Source organism: Mesorhizobium sp. M1322, from assembly GCF_040318085.1.
Lineage (GTDB): Bacteria > Pseudomonadota > Alphaproteobacteria > Rhizobiales > Rhizobiaceae > Mesorhizobium.
The window spans coordinates 1-18434 of sequence record NZ_JAMYLP010000035.1 but is presented as its reverse complement, the minus strand read 5'-3'; the positions used below and the strand labels follow the sequence as shown (position 1 = coordinate 18434).

The window sequence follows — 18434 nt, the reverse complement described above, 5'->3', positions numbered from 1 at the left end:
CTGGGGATGACATAGCTTCATCCTGTTTCCGGCTTCAAGGGCGTCACCGTCATTAGGGAGCGGCGACAGTCTTTCGTAGGCCAAGTGGGATGGGCAGTAACGGTGCCCTCTGCTCATTCGGCTTAGGTCGTGACACGCTGCCGGAAATACTTCCCCCATATGAATCGCTTGGGCAAGCCCTCGTGGGCTCAACGGACGATTCGTTCATTGTGAACCCTGGGAGGACTTTGATGCGTGTACTTGCGAAAACTGCCTACCTACTGACGACCGCGGCGCTCATGTCGTTCGGCGCGGTCCACATGACCTCGGCCAATGAAGAACTGATGAAAATGGCCGAAAACCCCAAGGACTGGGTGATGCAGACGGGTGACTACGCCAACACCCGCTTTTCCAAACTTAACCAGATCACCAAGGACAATGTGAAGAACCTGCAGGTCAAGTGGAGCTTCTCCACTGGCGTGCTGCGCGGCCATGAAGGCGGGCCGCTGATCATCGGCGACGTGATGTATGTCCACGCGCCGTTCCCGAACACCGTCTATGCTCTCGATCTCAACAATGACGGAAAGATCCTCTGGAAATACGAGCCCAAGCAAGACCCCAATGTCATTGGAATCATGTGCTGCGACACGGTCAATCGTGGCGTCGCCTATGGTGACGGCAAGATCATTCTAAACCAGGCCGACACCACCGTCGTGGCACTCGATGCCAAGACCGGCAAGGTCGTCTGGTCGGTCAAGAACGGCGAGCAGACCGACGGCGGAAAGGGCGAATCCGGTACGTCAGCGCCCGTGGTCGTCAAGGACAAGGTGCTCGTCGGCGTCTCCGGCGCTGAATTCGGCGTTCGCGGCTGGCTGGCCGCCTACAATCTGGCAGACGGCAAGCTCGCCTGGAAGGCCTATTCGGAAGGTCCGGACGCAGACACCCTGATCGATCCCGAAAAGACCACCCATCTCGGGAAACCTGTCGGAAAGGATTCCGGCACGAACACCTGGGAAGGCGAACAGTGGAAGACAGGCGGCGGCACGACATGGGGATGGTATTCCTATGATCCCAAGCTGAACCTGGTTTACTATGGTACCGGCAATCCCTCGACATGGAACCCGGTCCAGCGCCCAGGCGACAATCGCTGGTCGATGACGATCATGGCTCGCGATGCGGATACTGGTGTTGCCAAATGGCTCTACCAGATGACCCCGCATGACGAGTGGGACTTTGACGGCATCAACGAGATGATTCTCGTCGACGGCATGGAGGTCAACGGCACCAAGCGCGACGTGCTGGTGCATTTCGACCGCAATGGCTTTGCCTACACCATGGATCGCGCCAATGGCGAACTTCTCGTCGCCAAGAAATACGATCCGGCAGTAAACTGGGCGACGGAAGTCAACATGGACCCCAGCAGCGACCAGTATGGCCGCCCGCAGGTCGTGGCCAAATATTCGACCCAGCAGAACGGCGAAGACACCAACACGACGGGCATCTGCCCGGCGGCGCTTGGAACCAAGGACCAGCAACCGGCGGCCTATTCGCCGAAGACCGGCCTGTTCTACGTGCCGACAAACCATGTCTGCATGGACTATGAGCCTTATAAGGTGAGCTACACTGCCGGCCAGCCTTACGTGGGCGCCACCGTGTCGATGTATCCTCCCCCTGGTGAGGATCACATGGGCAACTTCATTGCGTGGGATGCTGCCAAGGGCGAGATCGTCTGGTCGAAGCCCGAGAAGTTCTCGGTGTGGTCGGGCGCTCTGGCAACCGAGGGCGACGTCGTCTTCTATGGCACGCTCGAGGGCTACATCAAGGCGGTCGATCATGACGGCAACGAACTTTACAAGTTCAAGACCCCGTCCGGCATCATCGGCAACATCACGGCCTACGAGCATGGCGGCAAGCAGTACATCGCCGTTCTGTCCGGCGTCGGCGGATGGGCGGGTATCGGTCTGGCGGGCGGACTGCTTGCGCCCGAAAACGCCGCTGCCTGGCATGGCGCCGTCGATCAGGGCCGTGCGCAAGGCGACGAGACTGCGGTCGTTGGGACTGCTGGTCTGGGCGCGGTCGGTGGCTACGCAGCACTTGCCGACTACACGACGCTGGGCGGCCAGCTCACCGTCTTCGGTCTCCCGGACTGATACGCGGGAACCTTAGGCACGCCTCGGGCTTATGAGAAGACCAAGGCTTGAAAAGCGAGAGCCCGGATCACCGGGAAGCCAGGACCGGGCTCTCAATTTCGCCGCGCACTCAAACATCGATCAATGCCGCTTCACGACAGCAAAAACCGTGTGCAGGCGAAATGAAGGAAGAGTCTGAATGTCCGTTCGCATTGTAATTTCCGCGCTCGCTCTGGCGCTGCTGCCTCTGGCAAGTTCAAGCCTCGCACAAGCCCAGGACAGCGCGGAAAAAGCCAAGGCGGTGACGGAAGAAGGCGGCAAGCATTTCGACGCGGAGGGTAATCCGACCTACAAGATCGAAAACGGAACCGTCGATTGGTACACGTTCAGCGGTTACCGCCGGTATCACTCCGATTGCCATGTCTGTCACGGACCGGACGGCACAGGTTCGAGCTATGCGCCGGCCTTGGTCAACAGCTTGAAAACTATGGATTACGCCACGTTCCTCTCGATCGTCGCCGAAGGCCGCAAGAATGTCGGCGGCGGCAAGGAGAATGTCATGCCTGCCTTTGGCGACAACAAGAACGTCTATTGCTATATGGATGATCTCTACGTCTATCTGCGTGCCCGCGCCGACGGTGCGGCGCCCCGCGGCAGGCCGCCGAAGAAAACAGACAAGCCACAGGCAGCGAAGGATGCCGAAGCATCCTGTATGGGTGGATGATATGATTGGCCGTGATGCGTTGAAGCTGCGCTTTGTCCTGCCGATGCTTGGCGCACTCGCCTTGCTGCCTTCGAACGCCCAGGCGCAGGACGCCGGCCTTGGTGCCGCGGGAGAACTGGTCGACCCAGACATTCTGCGCGTCTGCGCCGATCCTTCGAACATGCCCTTCACCGACGAGAGCGGCGAAGGCTTCGAAAACAGGCTGGCCGAACTGGTTGCCGCGAAAACCGGCCGGAAGTCCGTCGCCTATACATGGTTTCCTGTTGTCGCTGGCTTCGTGCGCAACACGCTGGCGGCCAACCGATGCGACATCATCATGGGTTACGCACAAGGCGATGAACTGGTGCAGAACACCAACGCCTACTATCGCTCCTCCTATGTGCTGGTGCACCCGAAGGGCAACGGCATGGAAGGCGTCGAGACGATCGAGGATCCGAAACTCACCGGCAAGAAGATCGGTGTCGTCGAAAGCACGCCGCCGACTGCCAACATGGCCGCCAACAAGCTCCTGCGAACGGCAAAGATCTATCCGCTGGCGGTGGATACGCGCCTCACCCCTTCCATGGGCGAGGTCATGATCAAGGACATGCTCGCCGGCAAGATCGACGCGGCGGTCATATGGGGACCGATGGCAGGCTACTATGCCAAGGAACTCGGCGCCGATCTCACGATCGTTCCGCTGGTGAAGGAAAAAACCGGCTCGCGCATGTCCTACCGCATCACAATGGGCGTGCGTCCATCCGACCAGGAATGGAAGCGGACGCTCAACCGGGTGATCAGGGAAAACCAGGCGGAGATCAACAGGATCCTGCTGGACTACAATGTGCCGCTGATCGACGAACACGATAATCCGATCACGCAATGACGAAACCGGTATGAAGGGAAAGGAGACGATTTTGCTGGTCGCTGCGGGCCTTCTGGCTCTGACCGAACCGATGTGGGCTGGCGATATCGCCGAGCCCGGCGGCTACCGGATGGACGACTATCGGGCGCCGGTGCCGCAGACGCTGCAGGGCGCGAAGGTGGTGACGACGGCAGAGGCGGAGGCGCTGTGGCGGGGGAAGAAGGCGGTGTTCTTCGACGTCATGCCGTACACGCCGAAGCCGGCCAATTTGCCGGCAGGAACGATTTGGAGAGAGACGATCAGAAAGGATATCCCAGGCAGCACCTGGCTGGCCAATGTCGGTTACGGCGCTATTTCCGAGGAGACCGCCAGTTATTTTCGCCAAGGCCTCGCGGCCGAAGCCGGTCCCGACAAATCGCGCGCTATCCTGTTCTATTGCATGACGAATTGCTGGATGTCGTGGAATGCCGCGAAACGGGCCGTCGAATGGGGCTACAGTTCGGTGATCTGGTATCCGCTCGGCGCCGATGGATGGGAACGTGCAAACCTTCCGCTGGAGGAGAGGAAGCCTTATGTGATTAGCAATTGAGCATGAGCATTGCTATTTTCAATCGCCTTGTTTTTCGACTTTCAGAACCTATCCTTTCATTTGTCCATTTTGAGAGCTGATGGACGAGCCATTGCAAAGGTGCCCAGCAATGGTTGACTGAAAAAAGGATCGGCCCCTTCGGGCTGGTAGAAGAGGAGAAATGCCATGAAGAAGAGCTGGACAAAACCGACCATGTGCCAAGTTGCTGCGGGCTTCGAAATTTCGCGGTATCTGCCTGCTGAAATTCCTCCCAAGAAGTAGGCCGCAGAGGTGCGTGTCCCTGGCAACGGGGGCACGCACTGCCTTGCCGCGCGAGGTCTTCGGGAAAGGCTTTGGCGCGTTCAATGCGGGCGCGAAGCCATTCGCGGTCGAAAACTTGCTGCCGGTTGAACAAGCCGCAGAGCGGGCACTGCAATGCGCTTGAAAATCATCGGCTCGGCGGCAGGCGGTGGCTTTCCGCAATGGAATTGCAACTATCGCCTGAGCCGCGCGGCTCGCACCGGGATGGCTGGCGTGTATTCGCGAACCCAATCAAGCATCGCCGCGTCAGTGGATGGGGCCGGCTGGGTGCTCTTCAACGCCTCGCCCGATATTCGCCAGCAGATTGCGCAAACGCCTGAATTGCAGCCCGCGCAGGATGCGCCGCTGCGTTCGACGCCTGTCCGTGCGGTGGTGCTGACCAATGCCGATGTCGATCATGTCGCCGGCCTGCTCAGCCTGCGTGAGCGGCAGCCCTTCGCTATCTATGCAACGACACAGGTTCTGGCGACGCTGGAGGCGAATTCGATTTTCAATGTCCTCGATCCGGCGCTTGTGCCGCGACGCACCTTGCCGTCGGCGGAAGAACTGGCGATCTGCGATGCAGACGGCCACGACACCGGCGTGATTGTGGAGAGCTTTCCCGTGCCCGGAAAGATAGCCCTCTATCTCGAGGAAAGAAGCCAGCCGGATGCCAATTTCAGCTCCGAGTCGGGCGACACGATCGGCGTCCGCATCACTGGTGCCGGCAGTCGCGGCTCCGTCTTCTATATCCCGGGCTGCGCGCGCATCGATGCGACCCTGCGCACGCGTCTAGCCGATGCCGCCTGCCTTCTGTTCGACGGCACGGTCTACACCGACGACGAGATGATTGCTGCCGGCGTCGGGCAAAAAACCGGTGCGCGCATGGGGCATCTGGCAATGTCGGGAGACGCGGGTTCGATCGCCGGCTTGGCCGATGTGAGGATCGGCCGCCGTGTCTTCGTTCATATCAACAATACCAACCCTGTTCTGGACGAGAATTCCGGCGAACACGCAGCGGTCAAAGCGGCTGGCTGGGAAGTCGCCCGCGACGGGATGGAGATGGAATTTTGAGTAATTTCCACGACGTAGCCAGGAACGGCCTGTCCTCCAGCGAGCTCGAAGCCGTGCTGCGTCAGGTCGGTGCCGAGCGCTATCATAACCGCCATCCTTTCCATCACAGGATGACCAGCGGTGCGCTGTCGAGGACCGAGATGCAGGCCTGGGCGCTGAACCGCTACTGCTACCAGGCAGTCATCCCGCGCAAGGATGCCATGATCCTGGCTCATGCCGAAGATCCGGCGTTTCGCGCCGCCTGGCGCAAACGCATCGAGGACCATGACGGCGAGGACGGCTGGAGCGGCGGTATTGCGCGCTGGCTGCATCTGGCGACCTCGCTTGGCCTCGATCCCGATGACGTGAAGAGCGAAAGGCTGGCACTGCCGGCGACACGTTTCGCGGTCGGCGCTTACCTCTCCTTTTGCACGAACCGGACGCTGTTCGAGGCGGTCGCATCGTCGCTGACCGAGATGTTCTCGCCGCTCATCATCGGCGAGCGGGTCCCGGCGATGCTGGCCAAATACGATTACATCACCGAGGATACGCTGGCCTACTTCACCCGACGGCCCGAACAGGCCTCGCGCGACGCCGACTTCGCCCTCGCCTACGTGCTCGGCCATGCCGACACGGCGGAACGCCAGCAGCAGGCGATCGATGCGCTGGTGTTCAAATGCGATATACTGTGGGCCATGCTCGACGCGCTTCAACACGCCTATGGCGAGCCGGGAAACATCCCGCCTGGCGCCTTCCGTCCGGAGGCAGCCCGATGATGGCGCTGCGCGAGAGAGCCCTGGTGTCGCCGCAGTCGGTGCCGTCGCTGCCGAAGCACGTGCGCATACAGTACGACCCCGTGCGGCAGGCCTTCGCCGTGCTTTCGCCGGAAAAAGTATTTTGGCCGAACGACATCAGCCTCGACATATTGCGCCGCTGCGATGGACGGTCCACGGTCGGCCACATCATCGCCGGCCTTGCCGCGGATTATGATGCCGAACAGGAGGCCGTGGCTGCCGACGTCATCGCCTTCCTGCAGGAATGGTCGGACAAGCTGCTGGTGAAGCTATGAGCGAGCCCCTTCTCCCTCCGATCGGCATGCTGGCGGAACTGACGCATCGCTGTCCGCTGCAATGCCCCTATTGCTCCAATCCGCTCGAACTGCTGAAGGCCAATCGCGAACTCGACACACAGACCTGGCTCGACCTGTTCTCGCAGGCGGCCGATCTCGGCGTTCTCCAGGTGCATCTGTCGGGCGGCGAACCGACGCTGCGCCGCGATCTCGAGCAACTGATCGCCGGGCTTTCGGCGCGCGGCGTCTACACCAACTTGATCACCGCCGGCGTCGGCATTGCCGAAGGCCGCATCGAGGCGTTTGCCGAAGCCGGGCTCGACCATCTGCAGCTGAGCTTTCAAGGCGCACGGCCGACGACCACCGATCGCATCGGCAATCACAAAGGCGGCCACGAAAAGAAGCTGGAGACGGCACGCCGCGCTCGGGCGGCCGGCCTGCCGCTGACCATCAACGCGCCGATCCATCGCCACAACATCGAGGAGGTGCCGGAATTCATCGATCTGGCCCTCTCGCTGGGCGCGGAGCGGCTTGAGATCGCCAACGTACAGTACGCCGGCTGGGCGCTGACCAATCGCGATCAACTGATGCCCGAGCGTGCTGCGGTCGACCATCAGGCGGAGATCGTCGCGGCGGCGCGCGAACGGCTCACCGGCATCATGAACATCGATTTCGTCACGCCGGATTATTTCGCCATCTATCCCAAGCCGTGCATGGGCGGCTGGGCGCGCGACGCCTTCATGGTGGCGCCGGACGGCACCGTGCTGCCATGCCATGCCGCGCAGACCATCCCGTCGCTCAGCTTCGAGCGTTTTGGACCGCGCAGCCTGGCCGAGATATGGACGGATTCGCCGGCATTCAACGCCTTTCGCGGCACGGACTGGATGCAGCAGCCCTGCCGCAGCTGCGAACGGCGTGAGATCGACTGGGGCGGCTGCCGCTGCCAGGCGATGGCGATCGCCGGCGATGCCGCCGCGACGGACCCGGCTTGCGCGAAATCGCCGATCCATGCGCGCATGGCCATGCTGATCGACGAAGCCCAGCGTGCTGCGGCAGTTCCTTCGCACGACGAACAATTCGTCTACCGGCGGATCGGCGTCGTGACCGAGCCCGCCTGACGCGCCTAAGTTCTTGTTTTTATGCATGTCGTTATCCTAAAACCGCTGCGCACCCTCGGTTCAAGCCCGAGAGCATGCTTTTGGGCGACATGCATTATTCCCCGGTCTCGCGCTCGCGCACCGCGTCGGCGAAAGCCAGTGCATCGCGATTGACCGCGATATTGTGCACGCGGAAGATCGAAGCGCCCTTCAGCCGTAGGATGACGCTGGTCGCCGCTGTGCCGACGTCCCGCCCCTCGTCAGTTCCGCCGACCAGGTGACGGGCAAGACGCTTGCGTGACGTGCCGACCAGCAATGGAAAACCGAGAGCGCGCAATTCACCGAAGCGCGCCATGAGCTCAAGGTTTTCCTCTCCGTCCTTGGCGAAGGCGAAGCCGGGGTCCAGCACGATCCGGTCATCCGGGATGCCGGCGTCGCGCGCGATCTCCAGCGATCTGTTCAGGAACAGGAACTGGTCGGCGATCACATCCGCCAGTTTTTCACGGTCGCGCCCGGTGTGCATGATGACGATGCCGGCGCCGGTTTCCGCCGCGACCTGCGCGATGTCGGGTTCGCGCTGCAGGCCATGCACGTCGTTGACGATATGCGCGCCCGCGGCGACCGCCAGACGCGCCGTCTCGGCCCGATAGGTGTCGACCGAAACGAGGCTGCCGCCGTCTGACGACAGCGCCTCGATGACCGGAAGGATGCGCGATTGTTCCTCGCGCGCCGAAACGGCGCCGGCGCCGGGCCGGGTGGACTCGCCGCCGACGTCGATGATCGCCGCGCCCTCGCCGATCATGCGCCGCGCCTGCTGGAGCGCCCGCTCCGGCCAAGCGAATTCTCCCCCGTCGGAAAAACTGTCCGGCGTAACGTTCAAAATCCCCATCAGCAACGATTTCGCGCCAATGTCGAGATGCCGTCCATGAGCGAGCTGCCAGCGCGTCATGCATCAACCTTCCATCATATTAGAAGCCATTCGCGACACGATTGTCACTCACACGAGTCCGGTCTCCCCATCTACCTGTACTCGTGAAACAAACGGAGCATTGCAATGACCAAGGAAACGATCAGCTTTACCTACACGACCTATATTGTCTCGACACCGGGAAAGGTGTTCGAGGCCATAACCAAACCAGACCTCGCACGGCGCTACTGGGGCCACGAAAACGTCTCCGACTGGAAGCCCGGTTCGAGCTGGGAGCATATCCGCACCGATGATGAACGGACTGTCGAACTCGTCGGCAAGGTCGTCGAGGTCTCCCCGCCGACCCGTCTCGTCATCACCTGGGCAAACGCTTCGCAGGCGTCCGATCCGGCGAGCTACAGCCGGGTGACCTTCGAGCTCGAGGAATACGAGGCCATGGTCAGGCTGACCGTCACCCATGACGAACTCAAGGCCGGCAGCGGGATGGCGAACGGCATCAAAAAAGGGTGGCCGGTCGTCCTCTCCAGCCTGAAATCCTTCCTCGAAACGGGTCAGGCGATCGATGTCTTCGCCAAGCCGCGCGTGTCCGAACGGGCGGCCTGAACCCGGGAACTAGGAGCCGAGCAGATGAGCACTCTCTACACCGGCGGATGCGCGTGCGGCGCGGTCCGCTATCAGGCAAAGGCAACCCCGATCTTCGAGAACCACTGCCAATGCCGCGATTGCCAGAAAAGAAGCGGCACCGGCCACGGATCTTACCTGACGTTTCCGTCGCGGGCGGACGTGACGATCACCGGCGTGACGACGGACTGGCGTGTCGCGGCAGACAACGGGAATGAGAAAATCCATTCGTTCTGCCCGGTCTGCGGAACGCCGACCTACCTGACATACGCCGCCATGCCGGACGTGATCACGGTCCATGCCGCAAGCCTTGACGATCCGGGCCGGTTCAATCCGACCGTTGTGACCTACGGTAGCCGGGCCCTCCCCTGGGACAAGATGGAAACCGGCCTGACGACGTTCGAGAAGATGCCATCGGGCTAACGGCCCGGCGTCATAGCGGACGCGCCCCTACCTTCGGGAAACGGATCACCTGCGCCCCACGGGCGCGGGTCGGCCGGTGAGCTACGCAGACTTCGATGACTGCTCCGTGACGCGGCGAGCCTAATCTTGTTGTCAGCTCGAGAGTTCGGTGCTGCGGTCGCGGGCAGCTACTGCTATTTGGACTTGTCACCTGCTCGGCTGCAGTCAATCCGTTTTGCTCCACCAGCTTGGCAGCCCGATCACGGTCTGTATCGACAGGGGCCTTTATGACCTCCGACGGCAGTTCTACCGCTTGGGTTGCGGCTGCGCGGCGGGCACGCCAACGTCACCGCTGAATGCCATGCCATTTGCAGAACTTGACGCACACAACTTCCAAGCCTGCCTGCCCTAAAGCGGCTTGATCGGTTGTACCGTATCGTTTCCTGCGTGATCCCCCGCGGCTGGGTCATCGCCGATGGAGTTCTTTAACAGGGACTCGAACTCGCCCATGCCGCTGCGTCCACTCCCTTTTCGCGGCACCGTCCATCGAGCCCAGTGGACGCTTTGTTCCGTTGCTGACCACCGTCAAAAAGAGCGCTGTTAACCAAATTTTCTAACCCGCCAATGCTTATTCGCGCAACTGAAGGGGTGAGGTGATCGATGTGCGATTCAAACATAAGCGCATTTCCGCTGCATCGGCGGCGGAAATTGGTCGAAGGGATCGCCCGGGTCCTGGAATCCAAGAACGGGGAGGACGCGAACGCCTTCTGGCGCAGCACCGCCAAGGCAATTCTCGTTCAACTATCCGAATCAGGAATTGCACCCGGGCTGGCCGAACAGGAAGTTGGACCGCTTCTTCATGCTGTCTTGGGCGATATAGCCACCCGCAGTGCGGCGAAACTCGCACAATAGCATCGGCTCACGACCATGAATTGCGGCGTGGAGACACCGGGCTCCGCAAGCGTAGCACCACTGCATTCGTCAAATTAAGGTTTCTCAATGCGGATGAAAGATAGCCGCGTTCGTCGAAATCATGCCTCACCGATGCAGAGACCAGCCAGTCGGGTCATGAACGCTCGGATGAGCCCTGACCCCCCTTCCTGCGCAATGGGGAGGTAAATCCTGCGCATGGACGGATCACGCCCGGTCCATGTAGCTGCGCCCCACCATGCGCGCCTATAACACGAAGAAGTCGTCCACTGTGATGAATGTGCTCGGGTCAACGGCGGCAAACTTGACAGTCGCCGCTCCTCCTGCCCCGTCCACATCGAACAGCAGATCGCCGGTCTGCTTGTCGTAAATAATGTGGTCGTTGTCATCGATGGCGTGCTTGCCGACGACGAAAACCGCAGCGGAAAGCGAGCCGGCCGACAGCCCGACGAATGCGGAACTGTCGAGCCAGAACACATCGTCGAGCGCATTGAAGTCTTCTATCCTGTCGTAGTTCGCCGACCCAAGTGCGTCGAACACGAAGACATCCCTGCCCCCCTCGCCGGCCAGCCGGTCGCGGCCGGCGCCGCCATTGAGGATGTCGTCGCCAGCACCGCCTCGCATGTCGTCGGAGCCGGCGCCGCCGTCGAGGACGTCGTCGCCAGTGTCACCGCGGACGCCGTCTGCGCCCTCACCACCGCTGATCTCGTCATCGCCAGCGCCGCCCTTCAGCCAATCGGTGCCCGCGCCTCCAATGATATCGTCCGCGCCCGCGCCGCCGAACAGTTGGTCGTGGCCGGCACCGCCGTCGAGCGTATCGTTGAACGGGGTGCCGCTGATGCGGTCGTCCCCGCCCAGCGCGGCGACGAGCACCGCATGATCATGGCTTGCGTAGCTCGCGATGTTTTTGGCGTCAGTCAGGGTAATGGTTTCGGCCGGCGGAGTGACGGTGATCGTAATCGTCGCCACATTGCTGTTGCCCTGGCCGTCCGTGGCGTAAACCGTAAAGCTGTCGGTGCCGATGAAGCCGGCCTCCGGTGTGTAGTCGAACAGGTTTCCGCTCAGAAAATCCGCATGATAGTGCAGGGTAGTGCCATAGTGACCCTGGTGAAACGGGTAGTAGTTACCGTCGAATCTCGTCTCCTGCTCCAGGGCGCTGCTGTCCGGCCCGTCCAAGACGATAAAGTTCAAGAGATCGTAGTCGGCATCTGTCGCGCTGAACTTGACGTCGTCGAGCGATTGCGCCTGCGAAATCGACAAGTCCTGGTCGGCAACAGTGGGCGCGTGATTAACGAAGGTATCGGACTGAAGCACGCCCCCTTTCAAGATGATCTGGTGCTGACCGTATTGGGTGTTTTCGCCGCCGAAATATTCGTTCGCCCCGATCCATGTCACCGTGAGGTCGTCTGGGCTGTCGGCGCTGATCGAGACGGTCTGGACCGACTGGAAGGCCGCCTGGTCGGATATGGTGCGGAGAAAATTGCCTTCGTTGTCGAAGACCTGCGTTTCCACTGTCGTCCAGGTTTCGGTCCTGCCCTCGTGGGTGAAGCTGGTGATGGTGAAGAAGCCGTCGAAGACATCGACCGAAGCTAGTTCGATCCCACCGAAGGGGAAATCCGGCTTGGCGCCTATCGGTCCGATTACGTCGCCGTCTGTTTCCGTAATGCTGAAAAGGACCGAGTCAGGGGTCGGATTGGGATTCTCGGATTCGTTCCATACGATAAGTTCACTGCCATTGCTTAAGGTCGGCATCCTGTCTCTTCCTTGCCTTTTCGCCTGGACGTGCTGCGGATGTCCCCAATTCCAACAGCAACATGTTACGCGAGACGGATGGGTGACAACCCAACCGCCCTTCGCCTTCTTCGAAGGTGGTTAATTCTGTTGCTCGGGCGCGGAATTACGACGACAGTGCACTTTTTGCTGTGTCTGCTCGGCCGTCACTGTGTAGATCGGACCCATGACTTGACTTGCATTGCTGCTCCCGCCGATCTCGGCATCTGTGCGGCTGGTGGGCAGCGAAGTACTTCTAGATTGCCGAGCAAAACCGGAAAACCGTGAAATCGGGAAGCGCGGCAGGCCGGGAAGAAGAAAATGGTGCACACTGTCACCGTAATTTAATGTCGGCGTCGGGGCAGCCGGTGGGCAGCGAAGCACTTCTGGACCGGATTGCCGAGTTAAAATTGACAAAACCACGGTGGGCCCGGAGGATGCTTGACCGGTTCGGCCTCACCCTCGTTCGCGCTACATGCGCCGCTTGTCGACGATCTTTTTCCAAACTGCAGGAGAGACGAGCGGACGTGCGATTGTCGCGTCCCAGTGCTATGCGGGTGGTGCAATAGCGTTTTCGGAGTGTGGCAAATGTCCAATCTGCCGATTTCATCGAAGCCTATATCGCCGCCTATAACCGCAGAATGAGAAGCAGGTCGGACCTCTATGCGAGAGCGGCCCTTTTCCTCCCGACAGAACCGCCGCACGTCGGGATGCGCAATGGCTCGTCAGATCCGCGTTTAGCTCGAGCGCATGGCGATGCCTACGCAGCGGATAAACGCGAGATGTGCGTTCGCGCTCCCCGGTTAGCAGCTTCCTTGTCAAGGTTGATGATGTTCGATGTTTGTTCTATAGCAAGCTGTCGGTTGTGGTGGTCAGTTCAAAAAATTGATTTGTGCGGCACACCCGCTGCCTAGATGTTACGGACTTCGCATGAAGGGCCGATTACGAGGGGTAACCATGGTTCACACTGCACGCCTCCGCCACGATTCTCTGGCCGCCCCCTCCAGCAGAAACGTCCCTGAAAAATGGCTCGCCGCCGCGGCCTTCGCGGCGATCGGCTTGCTCGCGACCCCGGCCGCACAGGCGCAGGAAGCGCCTCCCGCGCCCGTCGTCACGGTAGCCAAGCCGCTGGTGCGCGATATCGTCGAGGACGATGAGTTCGTCGGCCGTTTCGAAGCCGTCGACCAGGTTTCGCTGCGCTCCCGCGTCGGCGGCTATCTCGACCGGGTCCATTTCCAGGACGGTACGCTGGTCAAGCAGGGCGACCTCCTGTTCACCATCGACCAGCGTCCGTTCAAGGCGGCGCTGAACCAGGCGCAGGCGCAGGTCGACTCGGCCAAGACCCTGGTCGAATTCAGCAAGATGCAGTTCGAGCGCGCCGAGACCCTGTCGCGCGAAGGCAACATACCGGTTTCGACACTGGACGACCGCCGCCGCGAATATCTCGCTGCCCAAGCGCAACTGGACGGCGCGGAGGCGGCACTTGAAAACGCAAGTCTCGATCTCGAATTCACCGCGATCAAGGCGCCGTTTTCCGGCCGGGTCGACCGCCGGCTCATCTCGCCGGGCAATCTGGTGCAGGCCGACCAGACCGTACTGACCACCATCGTCTCGATCGACCCGATCAACTTCTATTTCGACATCGATGAGCGGACCTACTTCTCTTATGCGCGCGACGCCCGCGAGCGCGGCGGCGTCATGCAGGAGGGCGCCGGCGGCGTCGATGTTGTCGTCCGTGTCGCCGACCGTGATGAAGCGACGTTCAAGGGCAAACTCGACTTCGCCGAGAACCGTCTGGACGAAGCTACCGGCACGATGCGGGCCAGGGCGCGCTTCGACAACAAGGACGGCGTGCTGCAGCCGGGCATGTTCGGCCGCATCAACGTGCCCGGCTCGCTGCCGCATCCGGGCGTGCTTCTGCCTGACGAGGCGATCGGCGCCGACCAGAACCGCCGCATCGTCTTCGTTGTCGACGAGGCAGGCCTGGTCTCGGCCAAGCCGGTCCGCACCGGCCCGCGCATCGACGGCTATCGCGTTATCCGCGAGGGCCTCACCGGCGAAGAGACCGTGGTAATCAACGGGCTGGTGCGCGTGCGGCCGGGCGTCACCGTCAAGTCCGAGATGACCAAATTGCCGCCCAAGGTTGAAGCCGAAGGGCAGACGCAATGAACTTCGCCCATTTCTTCGTCAACCGCCCGATCTTCGCGGCGGTGCTGTCGATCGTGCTCGTGCTCGTCGGCGGTATCGCCTATACGCAGCTTCCGGTCGCGCAATATCCCGAAATCGCGCCACCGACCATCGTGGTGCGCGCCTCCTATCCGGGCGCCGACGCCGAGACGGTCGCCGCGACCGTGGCGACGCCGATCGAACAGGAAATCAACGGCGTCGAGCACATGCTCTACATGTCGTCCTATTCCTCCGGCGACGGCTCGATGTCGCTCACCATCACCTTCCGCCCCGGCACCGATCTCGACGCGGCGCAGGTGCTGGTCCAGAACCGCGTCTCGATCGCCGAAGCGCGCCTGCCGGAAGAGGTGCGCCGGCTCGGTATCACCACGGCGAAAAGTTCGCCCGACCTGATGATGGTCATCCATATGCTGTCGCCCGACGACACCTATGATCAGCTCTACGTCTCGAATTATGCGCGTTCGCGCGTGCGCGACGTCCTGCTGAGACTGGACGGCGTCGGCGACGTGCAGATCTTCGGCGAGCGCGAATATTCGCTGCGCGTCTGGCTCGACCCGGAAAAGCTGTCCGCCTACGGCATGACCGCAGGCGACGTGGTCCAGGCGCTGCGCGACCAGAACGTCCAGGTGTCGGGCGGCTCGATCGGCGCGCCGCCGATTGGCGACGGCTCGGCCTTCCAGTATACGGTCACCACGCAAGGGCGCTTCGAAGACGCGCGCGACTTCCGCTACGTCATAGTCAAGTCGACCGAGGACGGCCGCTTGATCTCCCTGCAGGACGTGGCGCGCATAGAGCTCGGCGCCAGGGACTACGTCACCAATTCCTATCTCAACAACAAGGCGGCGGTGGCGCTCGGCATCTTCCAGCGGCCGGGCACCAATGCCTTGGCCTCGGCGGAAGAAATCCAGGAGACCATCGCGGCACTTTCGGAGGATTTCCCGGATGGGCTGGCCTACGAGATCATCTACAATCCGACCGAGTTCATCGCCGAATCTATCAACGAGGTCTATGTCACCATCGCCGAGGCGATCCTGCTGGTGGTGATCGTCATCATCGTGTTCCTGCAGTCGTGGCGCATGGCGATCGTACCGATCGTGGCGATACCGGTCTCGCTGATCGGCACGCTTGCCGTGCTGCTAGCCTTCGGCTTCTCGCTCAACATGCTCACTCTGTTCGGGCTGGTGCTGGCGGTCGGCATCGTTGTCGACGACGCCATCGTGGTTGTGGAAAATATCGAGCGGAACATCCGGCTGGGGCTCGCTCCGCGCGCCGCTGCGCACAAGACCATGGATGAAGTGGGAAACGCGGTCCTCGCGATCTCGGTGGTGCTGATCTCCGTCTTCGTTCCGGCGGCTTTCATTCCCGGGATTTCCGGCCAGTTCTACCTGCAGTTCGCCATCACCATCGCGGTCTCCACCGCGATCTCCGCATTCAACTCGCTGACGCTTTCGCCGGCTCTCGCTGGCGTGCTTTTCAAGCCGCACATCGAGGAACATTCGAACTTCTTCCTGGCAAGGTTCGGCCGCGCTCTGGCGAACGGGTTCAACAACGGGTTCGACAGGATGGCTGAAGGCTATGCGTGGCTGGTGCACAGACTGGTCGGCACGACTCTGGCGCTTGCCGCCATGCTGCTCGTCTTCGCAGGACTGCTCTACGCGACCTATCACATGCTGCAGACGGTGCCGCGCGGCTTCATCCCGAACATGGACCAGGGTTATGCGATCGTCGTCGTGCAATTGCCGGAAGGCTCTTCGCTCGCCCGAACGGACGCAATCATCCAGAAGGCGTCGGATATCATCCGCGCGACGCCGGGTGTCGCCAACGCCGTCGCCTTCGCAGGATTCAACGGCGCGACATTCACCAACGCCAGCAATTCCGGCGTGATCTTCGCGCCATTCAAGAGCTTCGAGGAACGGCTCGAGAGCGGCGATACTTCCGACAAGATCATCGGCACGCTGTTTGGCAGCCTGCAAAGCATCCAGGAGGCCTTCATCATCGCGCTGCCGCCGCCGCCAGTGCGGGGCATCGGCAACTCCGGCGGCTTCAAGATGATGCTCCAGGAGCGCAACAGCGCCGACATGCGGCCGATTCTGGCGCTGGCCAACGAAATCGCCGGCAAGGCCAACCAGACGCCCGGGTTGATGGGCGTCTTCACCACCTTCTCGGCCTCCAGCCCGCAATTCTTCCTGGCGATCGACCGCGACAAGGCGCGCATGCTGAACGTGCCGATCCCCAACATCTTCGAGACGCTGTCGATCAATCTAGGCACCGCCTATGTCAACGATTTCAATGCCTTCGGTCGCGTCTACCAAGTGCGGGCGCAAGCCGACCAGGCTTTCCGCATCGATCGCGACGACATATTGAAGCTGAAGGTGCGCTCGGCGGCCGGCGACCTGGTGCCGCTCGGCACACTGGTCGAGATCCGCGACGTCACCGGTCCCTCGCTCGTGCAACGCTACAACATGTATGTCTCCGTGCCGCTTCAAGGCAATGCAGCGCCGGGTGTCGCCACGGGCACGGCGCTCGACCTGATGGAGGGGATCGCAGCCGAATCGCTGCCGCAGGGCACTTCCTTCGAATGGACTGAACTCGCCTTCCAGGAGCGACAGACCGGCAGCACGGCGATCTTCATCTTCGGCCTGTCGGTTCTGTTCGTCTTTCTGGCGCTCGCCGCGCTATACGAAAGCTGGATTACACCCTTCGCCATCGTGCTTATCGTCCCGCTCAGCGTGCTGGCCGCACTCTTGGGCGTCGCCTTCCGCGGTCTCGACAACAACATCCTCGTGCAGATCGGGCTGATCGTGCTCATCGGCCTGGCGGCGAAAAACGCGATCCTGATCGTCGAATTCGCGCGCCAAGGTGAGGAGCGCGGCCTTGACGCCGTCGAGGCGGCTGTCGAGGCCTGCCGGCTGCGGCTGCGGCCGATCTTGATGACGGCATTCGCCTTCATCCTGGGCGTGGTGCCGCTAGTGATCGCCAGCGGGCCTGGCGCGGAAATGCGCCAATCGCTCGGCACGGCCGTGTTCTCCGGCATGCTGGGCGTGACGTTGTTCGGCCTCTTCCTGACGCCGGTCTTCTACGTTGCTCTGCGCAGGACATTCCGGCGCAGGCGGCCTGAAGCCGGCCCGACCCTGGCTTCCGAGAGCGGCGCAGCCGAGTAGACGCCGAGCCGATGAGGCGCCGGGTTCAGGCTGAAGCCGGACCGGCGGGTTCCTGGATCTCGCGAGCGGCGCGCCGTATCGCTCGCTTCGCATCGTCCACGCCCAGGCCGTCTGGATCACGTAGAAAAGCGCGCATCGAGCCGATCGCCGCTGGGGTCGTCGGCCGACCGACGAACAGGAGCAAAAATAGAGGATAGAAACAGGCGCAAGACCGCTTCCCCTGCCTTGGATCGTGGTCAGGCGACAACATTCAACCTGAATACGGCGGGTATAGCGGAGCTCAAGTGGCCCACTTTAGAAAGACGTCGGCCATAAATTAGTCGACCGTGAACAATCTTGACCGCTAAGCGGCAAGCTGCTTCGGCCGGTTCAGGAACGCGGCGATCAAGAGCCACAAAAATTGCTTCAGCCACCTGAGCAGGAGGGAGAAGTTGTAGCCGGCGGCGGCCAGGATGGCGTTGACGGCATCGCCCTGCTTGCCGGCGAGATAGTTGCGGCCCATCCGGTGCTCAGCCTTGATGTGGCCGATCACCGGCTCGATCGCGGAGCGGCGGCGCATCTGGCGCTTGATGGCTGGGGTGACACGGCGTTTCTGGCCGCTGGTGAAGACCCTGAACTTGTGGCTCTCCGGTGCGTTGTGGCCGCGATAGCCGGCGTCGGCGAGAACGCGGC

The 18434-nt window shown here is 61.7% G+C and carries 17 protein-coding genes; 13 read left to right on the top strand and 4 right to left on the bottom strand.

The window, feature by feature from the left end:
- The first annotated feature begins 230 nt into the window (after positions 1-230).
- From NKH12_RS15180 to NKH12_RS15165, 4 genes are all read left to right on the top strand, one after another.
- A complete protein-coding gene (locus tag NKH12_RS15180) occupies positions 231-2129 on the top strand; it encodes a methanol/ethanol family PQQ-dependent dehydrogenase (RefSeq protein WP_352953873.1) in 1899 nt (632 codons plus the stop codon).
- A gap of 178 nt (positions 2130-2307) precedes the next feature.
- The gene (locus tag NKH12_RS15175; protein WP_352953872.1) at positions 2308-2832 is read left to right on the top strand and encodes a c-type cytochrome, methanol metabolism-related; all 525 of its coding nucleotides are present in this window, start codon (positions 2308-2310) and stop codon (positions 2830-2832) included.
- A gap of 1 nt (position 2833) precedes the next feature.
- Positions 2834-3697 (top strand): quinoprotein dehydrogenase-associated putative ABC transporter substrate-binding protein, encoded by an 864-nt coding sequence (locus NKH12_RS15170; protein ID WP_352953871.1) that lies wholly within the window; start codon positions 2834-2836, stop codon positions 3695-3697.
- 10 nt (positions 3698-3707) lie between these two features.
- A complete protein-coding gene (locus NKH12_RS15165) occupies positions 3708-4265 on the top strand; it encodes a PQQ-dependent catabolism-associated CXXCW motif protein (protein ID WP_352953870.1) in 558 nt (185 codons plus the stop codon).
- 56 nt (positions 4266-4321) lie between these two features.
- Here the strand turns inward: NKH12_RS15165 and NKH12_RS15160 are convergent, their stop codons facing one another.
- Entirely contained in the window at positions 4322-4459 is a 138-nt protein-coding gene (locus NKH12_RS15160; RefSeq protein ID WP_352953869.1) for a hypothetical protein, read from the bottom strand.
- 220 nt (positions 4460-4679) lie between these two features.
- Between NKH12_RS15160 and pqqB the strand changes: the two genes are divergently transcribed.
- The 4 genes from pqqB to pqqE are packed head-to-tail and all read left to right on the top strand — an operon-like array spanning position 4680 to position 7784.
- The gene (gene pqqB, locus NKH12_RS15155) at positions 4680-5618 is read left to right on the top strand and encodes a pyrroloquinoline quinone biosynthesis protein PqqB (RefSeq protein ID WP_352953868.1); all 939 of its coding nucleotides are present in this window, start codon (positions 4680-4682) and stop codon (positions 5616-5618) included.
- Entirely contained in the window at positions 5615-6373 is a 759-nt protein-coding gene (gene pqqC / locus NKH12_RS15150) for a pyrroloquinoline-quinone synthase PqqC (protein ID WP_352953867.1), read from the top strand. Before pqqB ends, pqqC begins: the two co-directional genes overlap by 4 nt.
- On the top strand, positions 6370-6666 hold the full coding sequence (gene pqqD / locus NKH12_RS15145) for a pyrroloquinoline quinone biosynthesis peptide chaperone PqqD (RefSeq protein ID WP_352953866.1): 297 nt from the start codon (positions 6370-6372) through the stop codon (positions 6664-6666). The genes pqqC and pqqD overlap by 4 nt, the downstream gene beginning before the upstream one ends.
- Positions 6663-7784 carry a pyrroloquinoline quinone biosynthesis protein PqqE gene (gene pqqE / locus NKH12_RS15140; RefSeq protein ID WP_352953865.1) on the top strand — a complete coding sequence of 374 codons (1122 nt, stop codon included), beginning with the start codon at positions 6663-6665 and terminating at the stop codon, positions 7782-7784. Before pqqD ends, pqqE begins: the two co-directional genes overlap by 4 nt.
- Before the next feature lie 94 nt (positions 7785-7878).
- On the opposite strand, the gene folP is transcribed toward pqqE, so the two are convergent.
- Positions 7879-8712: a dihydropteroate synthase gene (folP, locus tag NKH12_RS15135; protein WP_352953864.1), complete on the bottom strand. Its 834-nt coding sequence runs from the start codon at positions 8710-8712 to the stop codon at positions 7879-7881.
- 105 nt (positions 8713-8817) lie between these two features.
- Between folP and NKH12_RS15130 the strand changes: the two genes are divergently transcribed.
- The 3 genes from NKH12_RS15130 (at position 8818) to NKH12_RS15120 (ending at position 10626) form a co-directional block, all read left to right on the top strand.
- Positions 8818-9294, top strand: a complete 477-nt coding sequence (locus NKH12_RS15130; RefSeq protein WP_352953863.1) for an SRPBCC family protein — start codon at positions 8818-8820, stop codon at positions 9292-9294.
- Positions 9295-9318: 24 nt separating this feature from the next.
- On the top strand, positions 9319-9735 hold the full coding sequence (locus NKH12_RS15125; RefSeq protein WP_352953862.1) for a GFA family protein: 417 nt from the start codon (positions 9319-9321) through the stop codon (positions 9733-9735).
- Positions 9736-10374: 639 nt separating this feature from the next.
- Positions 10375-10626 (top strand): DUF6074 family protein, encoded by a 252-nt coding sequence (locus NKH12_RS15120; protein WP_352953861.1) that lies wholly within the window; start codon positions 10375-10377, stop codon positions 10624-10626.
- Between the two features lie 264 nt (positions 10627-10890).
- Here NKH12_RS15120 and NKH12_RS15115 read toward each other — a convergent pair whose 3' ends face one another.
- Positions 10891-12396 (bottom strand): Ig-like domain-containing protein, encoded by a 1506-nt coding sequence (locus NKH12_RS15115; protein WP_352953860.1) that lies wholly within the window; start codon positions 12394-12396, stop codon positions 10891-10893.
- Between the two features lie 975 nt (positions 12397-13371).
- Between NKH12_RS15115 and NKH12_RS15110 the strand changes: the two genes are divergently transcribed.
- Together NKH12_RS15110 and NKH12_RS15105 are read left to right on the top strand one after the other, a co-directional pair.
- Complete coding sequence (locus NKH12_RS15110; RefSeq protein ID WP_352953859.1) at positions 13372-14583, top strand: efflux RND transporter periplasmic adaptor subunit; 1212 nt, start codon at positions 13372-13374, stop codon at positions 14581-14583.
- Positions 14580-17762, top strand: a complete 3183-nt coding sequence (locus NKH12_RS15105) for an efflux RND transporter permease subunit (RefSeq protein WP_352953858.1) — start codon at positions 14580-14582, stop codon at positions 17760-17762. The genes NKH12_RS15110 and NKH12_RS15105 overlap by 4 nt, the downstream gene beginning before the upstream one ends.
- Before the next feature lie 343 nt (positions 17763-18105).
- Here the strand turns inward: NKH12_RS15105 and NKH12_RS15100 are convergent.
- Positions 18106-18434, bottom strand: a 329-nt coding sequence (locus NKH12_RS15100; protein ID WP_352953857.1) for a transposase, incomplete at its 5' end; no start/stop codon positions are given.

What these genes read in the sequence shown, in the direction of transcription:
- NKH12_RS15180 (WP_352953873.1), top strand. Translation starts at nt 231, where the DNA reads ATGCGTGTACTTGCGAAAACTGCCTACCTACTGACGACCGCGGCGCTC.
- NKH12_RS15175 (WP_352953872.1), top strand. Translation starts at nt 2,308, where the DNA reads ATGTCCGTTCGCATTGTAATTTCCGCGCTCGCTCTGGCGCTGCTGCCT.
- NKH12_RS15170 (WP_352953871.1), top strand. Translation starts at nt 2,834, where the DNA reads ATGATTGGCCGTGATGCGTTGAAGCTGCGCTTTGTCCTGCCGATGCTT.
- NKH12_RS15165 (WP_352953870.1), top strand. Translation starts at nt 3,708, where the DNA reads ATGAAGGGAAAGGAGACGATTTTGCTGGTCGCTGCGGGCCTTCTGGCT.
- NKH12_RS15160 (WP_352953869.1), bottom strand. Translation starts at nt 4,459, where the DNA reads ATGGTCGGTTTTGTCCAGCTCTTCTTCATGGCATTTCTCCTCTTCTAC.
- pqqB (WP_352953868.1), top strand. Translation starts at nt 4,680, where the DNA reads ATGCGCTTGAAAATCATCGGCTCGGCGGCAGGCGGTGGCTTTCCGCAA.
- pqqD (WP_352953866.1), top strand. Translation starts at nt 6,370, where the DNA reads ATGATGGCGCTGCGCGAGAGAGCCCTGGTGTCGCCGCAGTCGGTGCCG.
- pqqE (WP_352953865.1), top strand. Translation starts at nt 6,663, where the DNA reads ATGAGCGAGCCCCTTCTCCCTCCGATCGGCATGCTGGCGGAACTGACG.
- folP (WP_352953864.1), bottom strand. Translation starts at nt 8,712, where the DNA reads ATGACGCGCTGGCAGCTCGCTCATGGACGGCATCTCGACATTGGCGCG.
- NKH12_RS15130 (WP_352953863.1), top strand. Translation starts at nt 8,818, where the DNA reads ATGACCAAGGAAACGATCAGCTTTACCTACACGACCTATATTGTCTCG.
- NKH12_RS15125 (WP_352953862.1), top strand. Translation starts at nt 9,319, where the DNA reads ATGAGCACTCTCTACACCGGCGGATGCGCGTGCGGCGCGGTCCGCTAT.
- NKH12_RS15120 (WP_352953861.1), top strand. Translation starts at nt 10,375, where the DNA reads ATGTGCGATTCAAACATAAGCGCATTTCCGCTGCATCGGCGGCGGAAA.
- NKH12_RS15115 (WP_352953860.1), bottom strand. Translation starts at nt 12,396, where the DNA reads ATGCCGACCTTAAGCAATGGCAGTGAACTTATCGTATGGAACGAATCC.
- NKH12_RS15110 (WP_352953859.1), top strand. Translation starts at nt 13,372, where the DNA reads ATGGTTCACACTGCACGCCTCCGCCACGATTCTCTGGCCGCCCCCTCC.
- NKH12_RS15105 (WP_352953858.1), top strand. Translation starts at nt 14,580, where the DNA reads ATGAACTTCGCCCATTTCTTCGTCAACCGCCCGATCTTCGCGGCGGTG.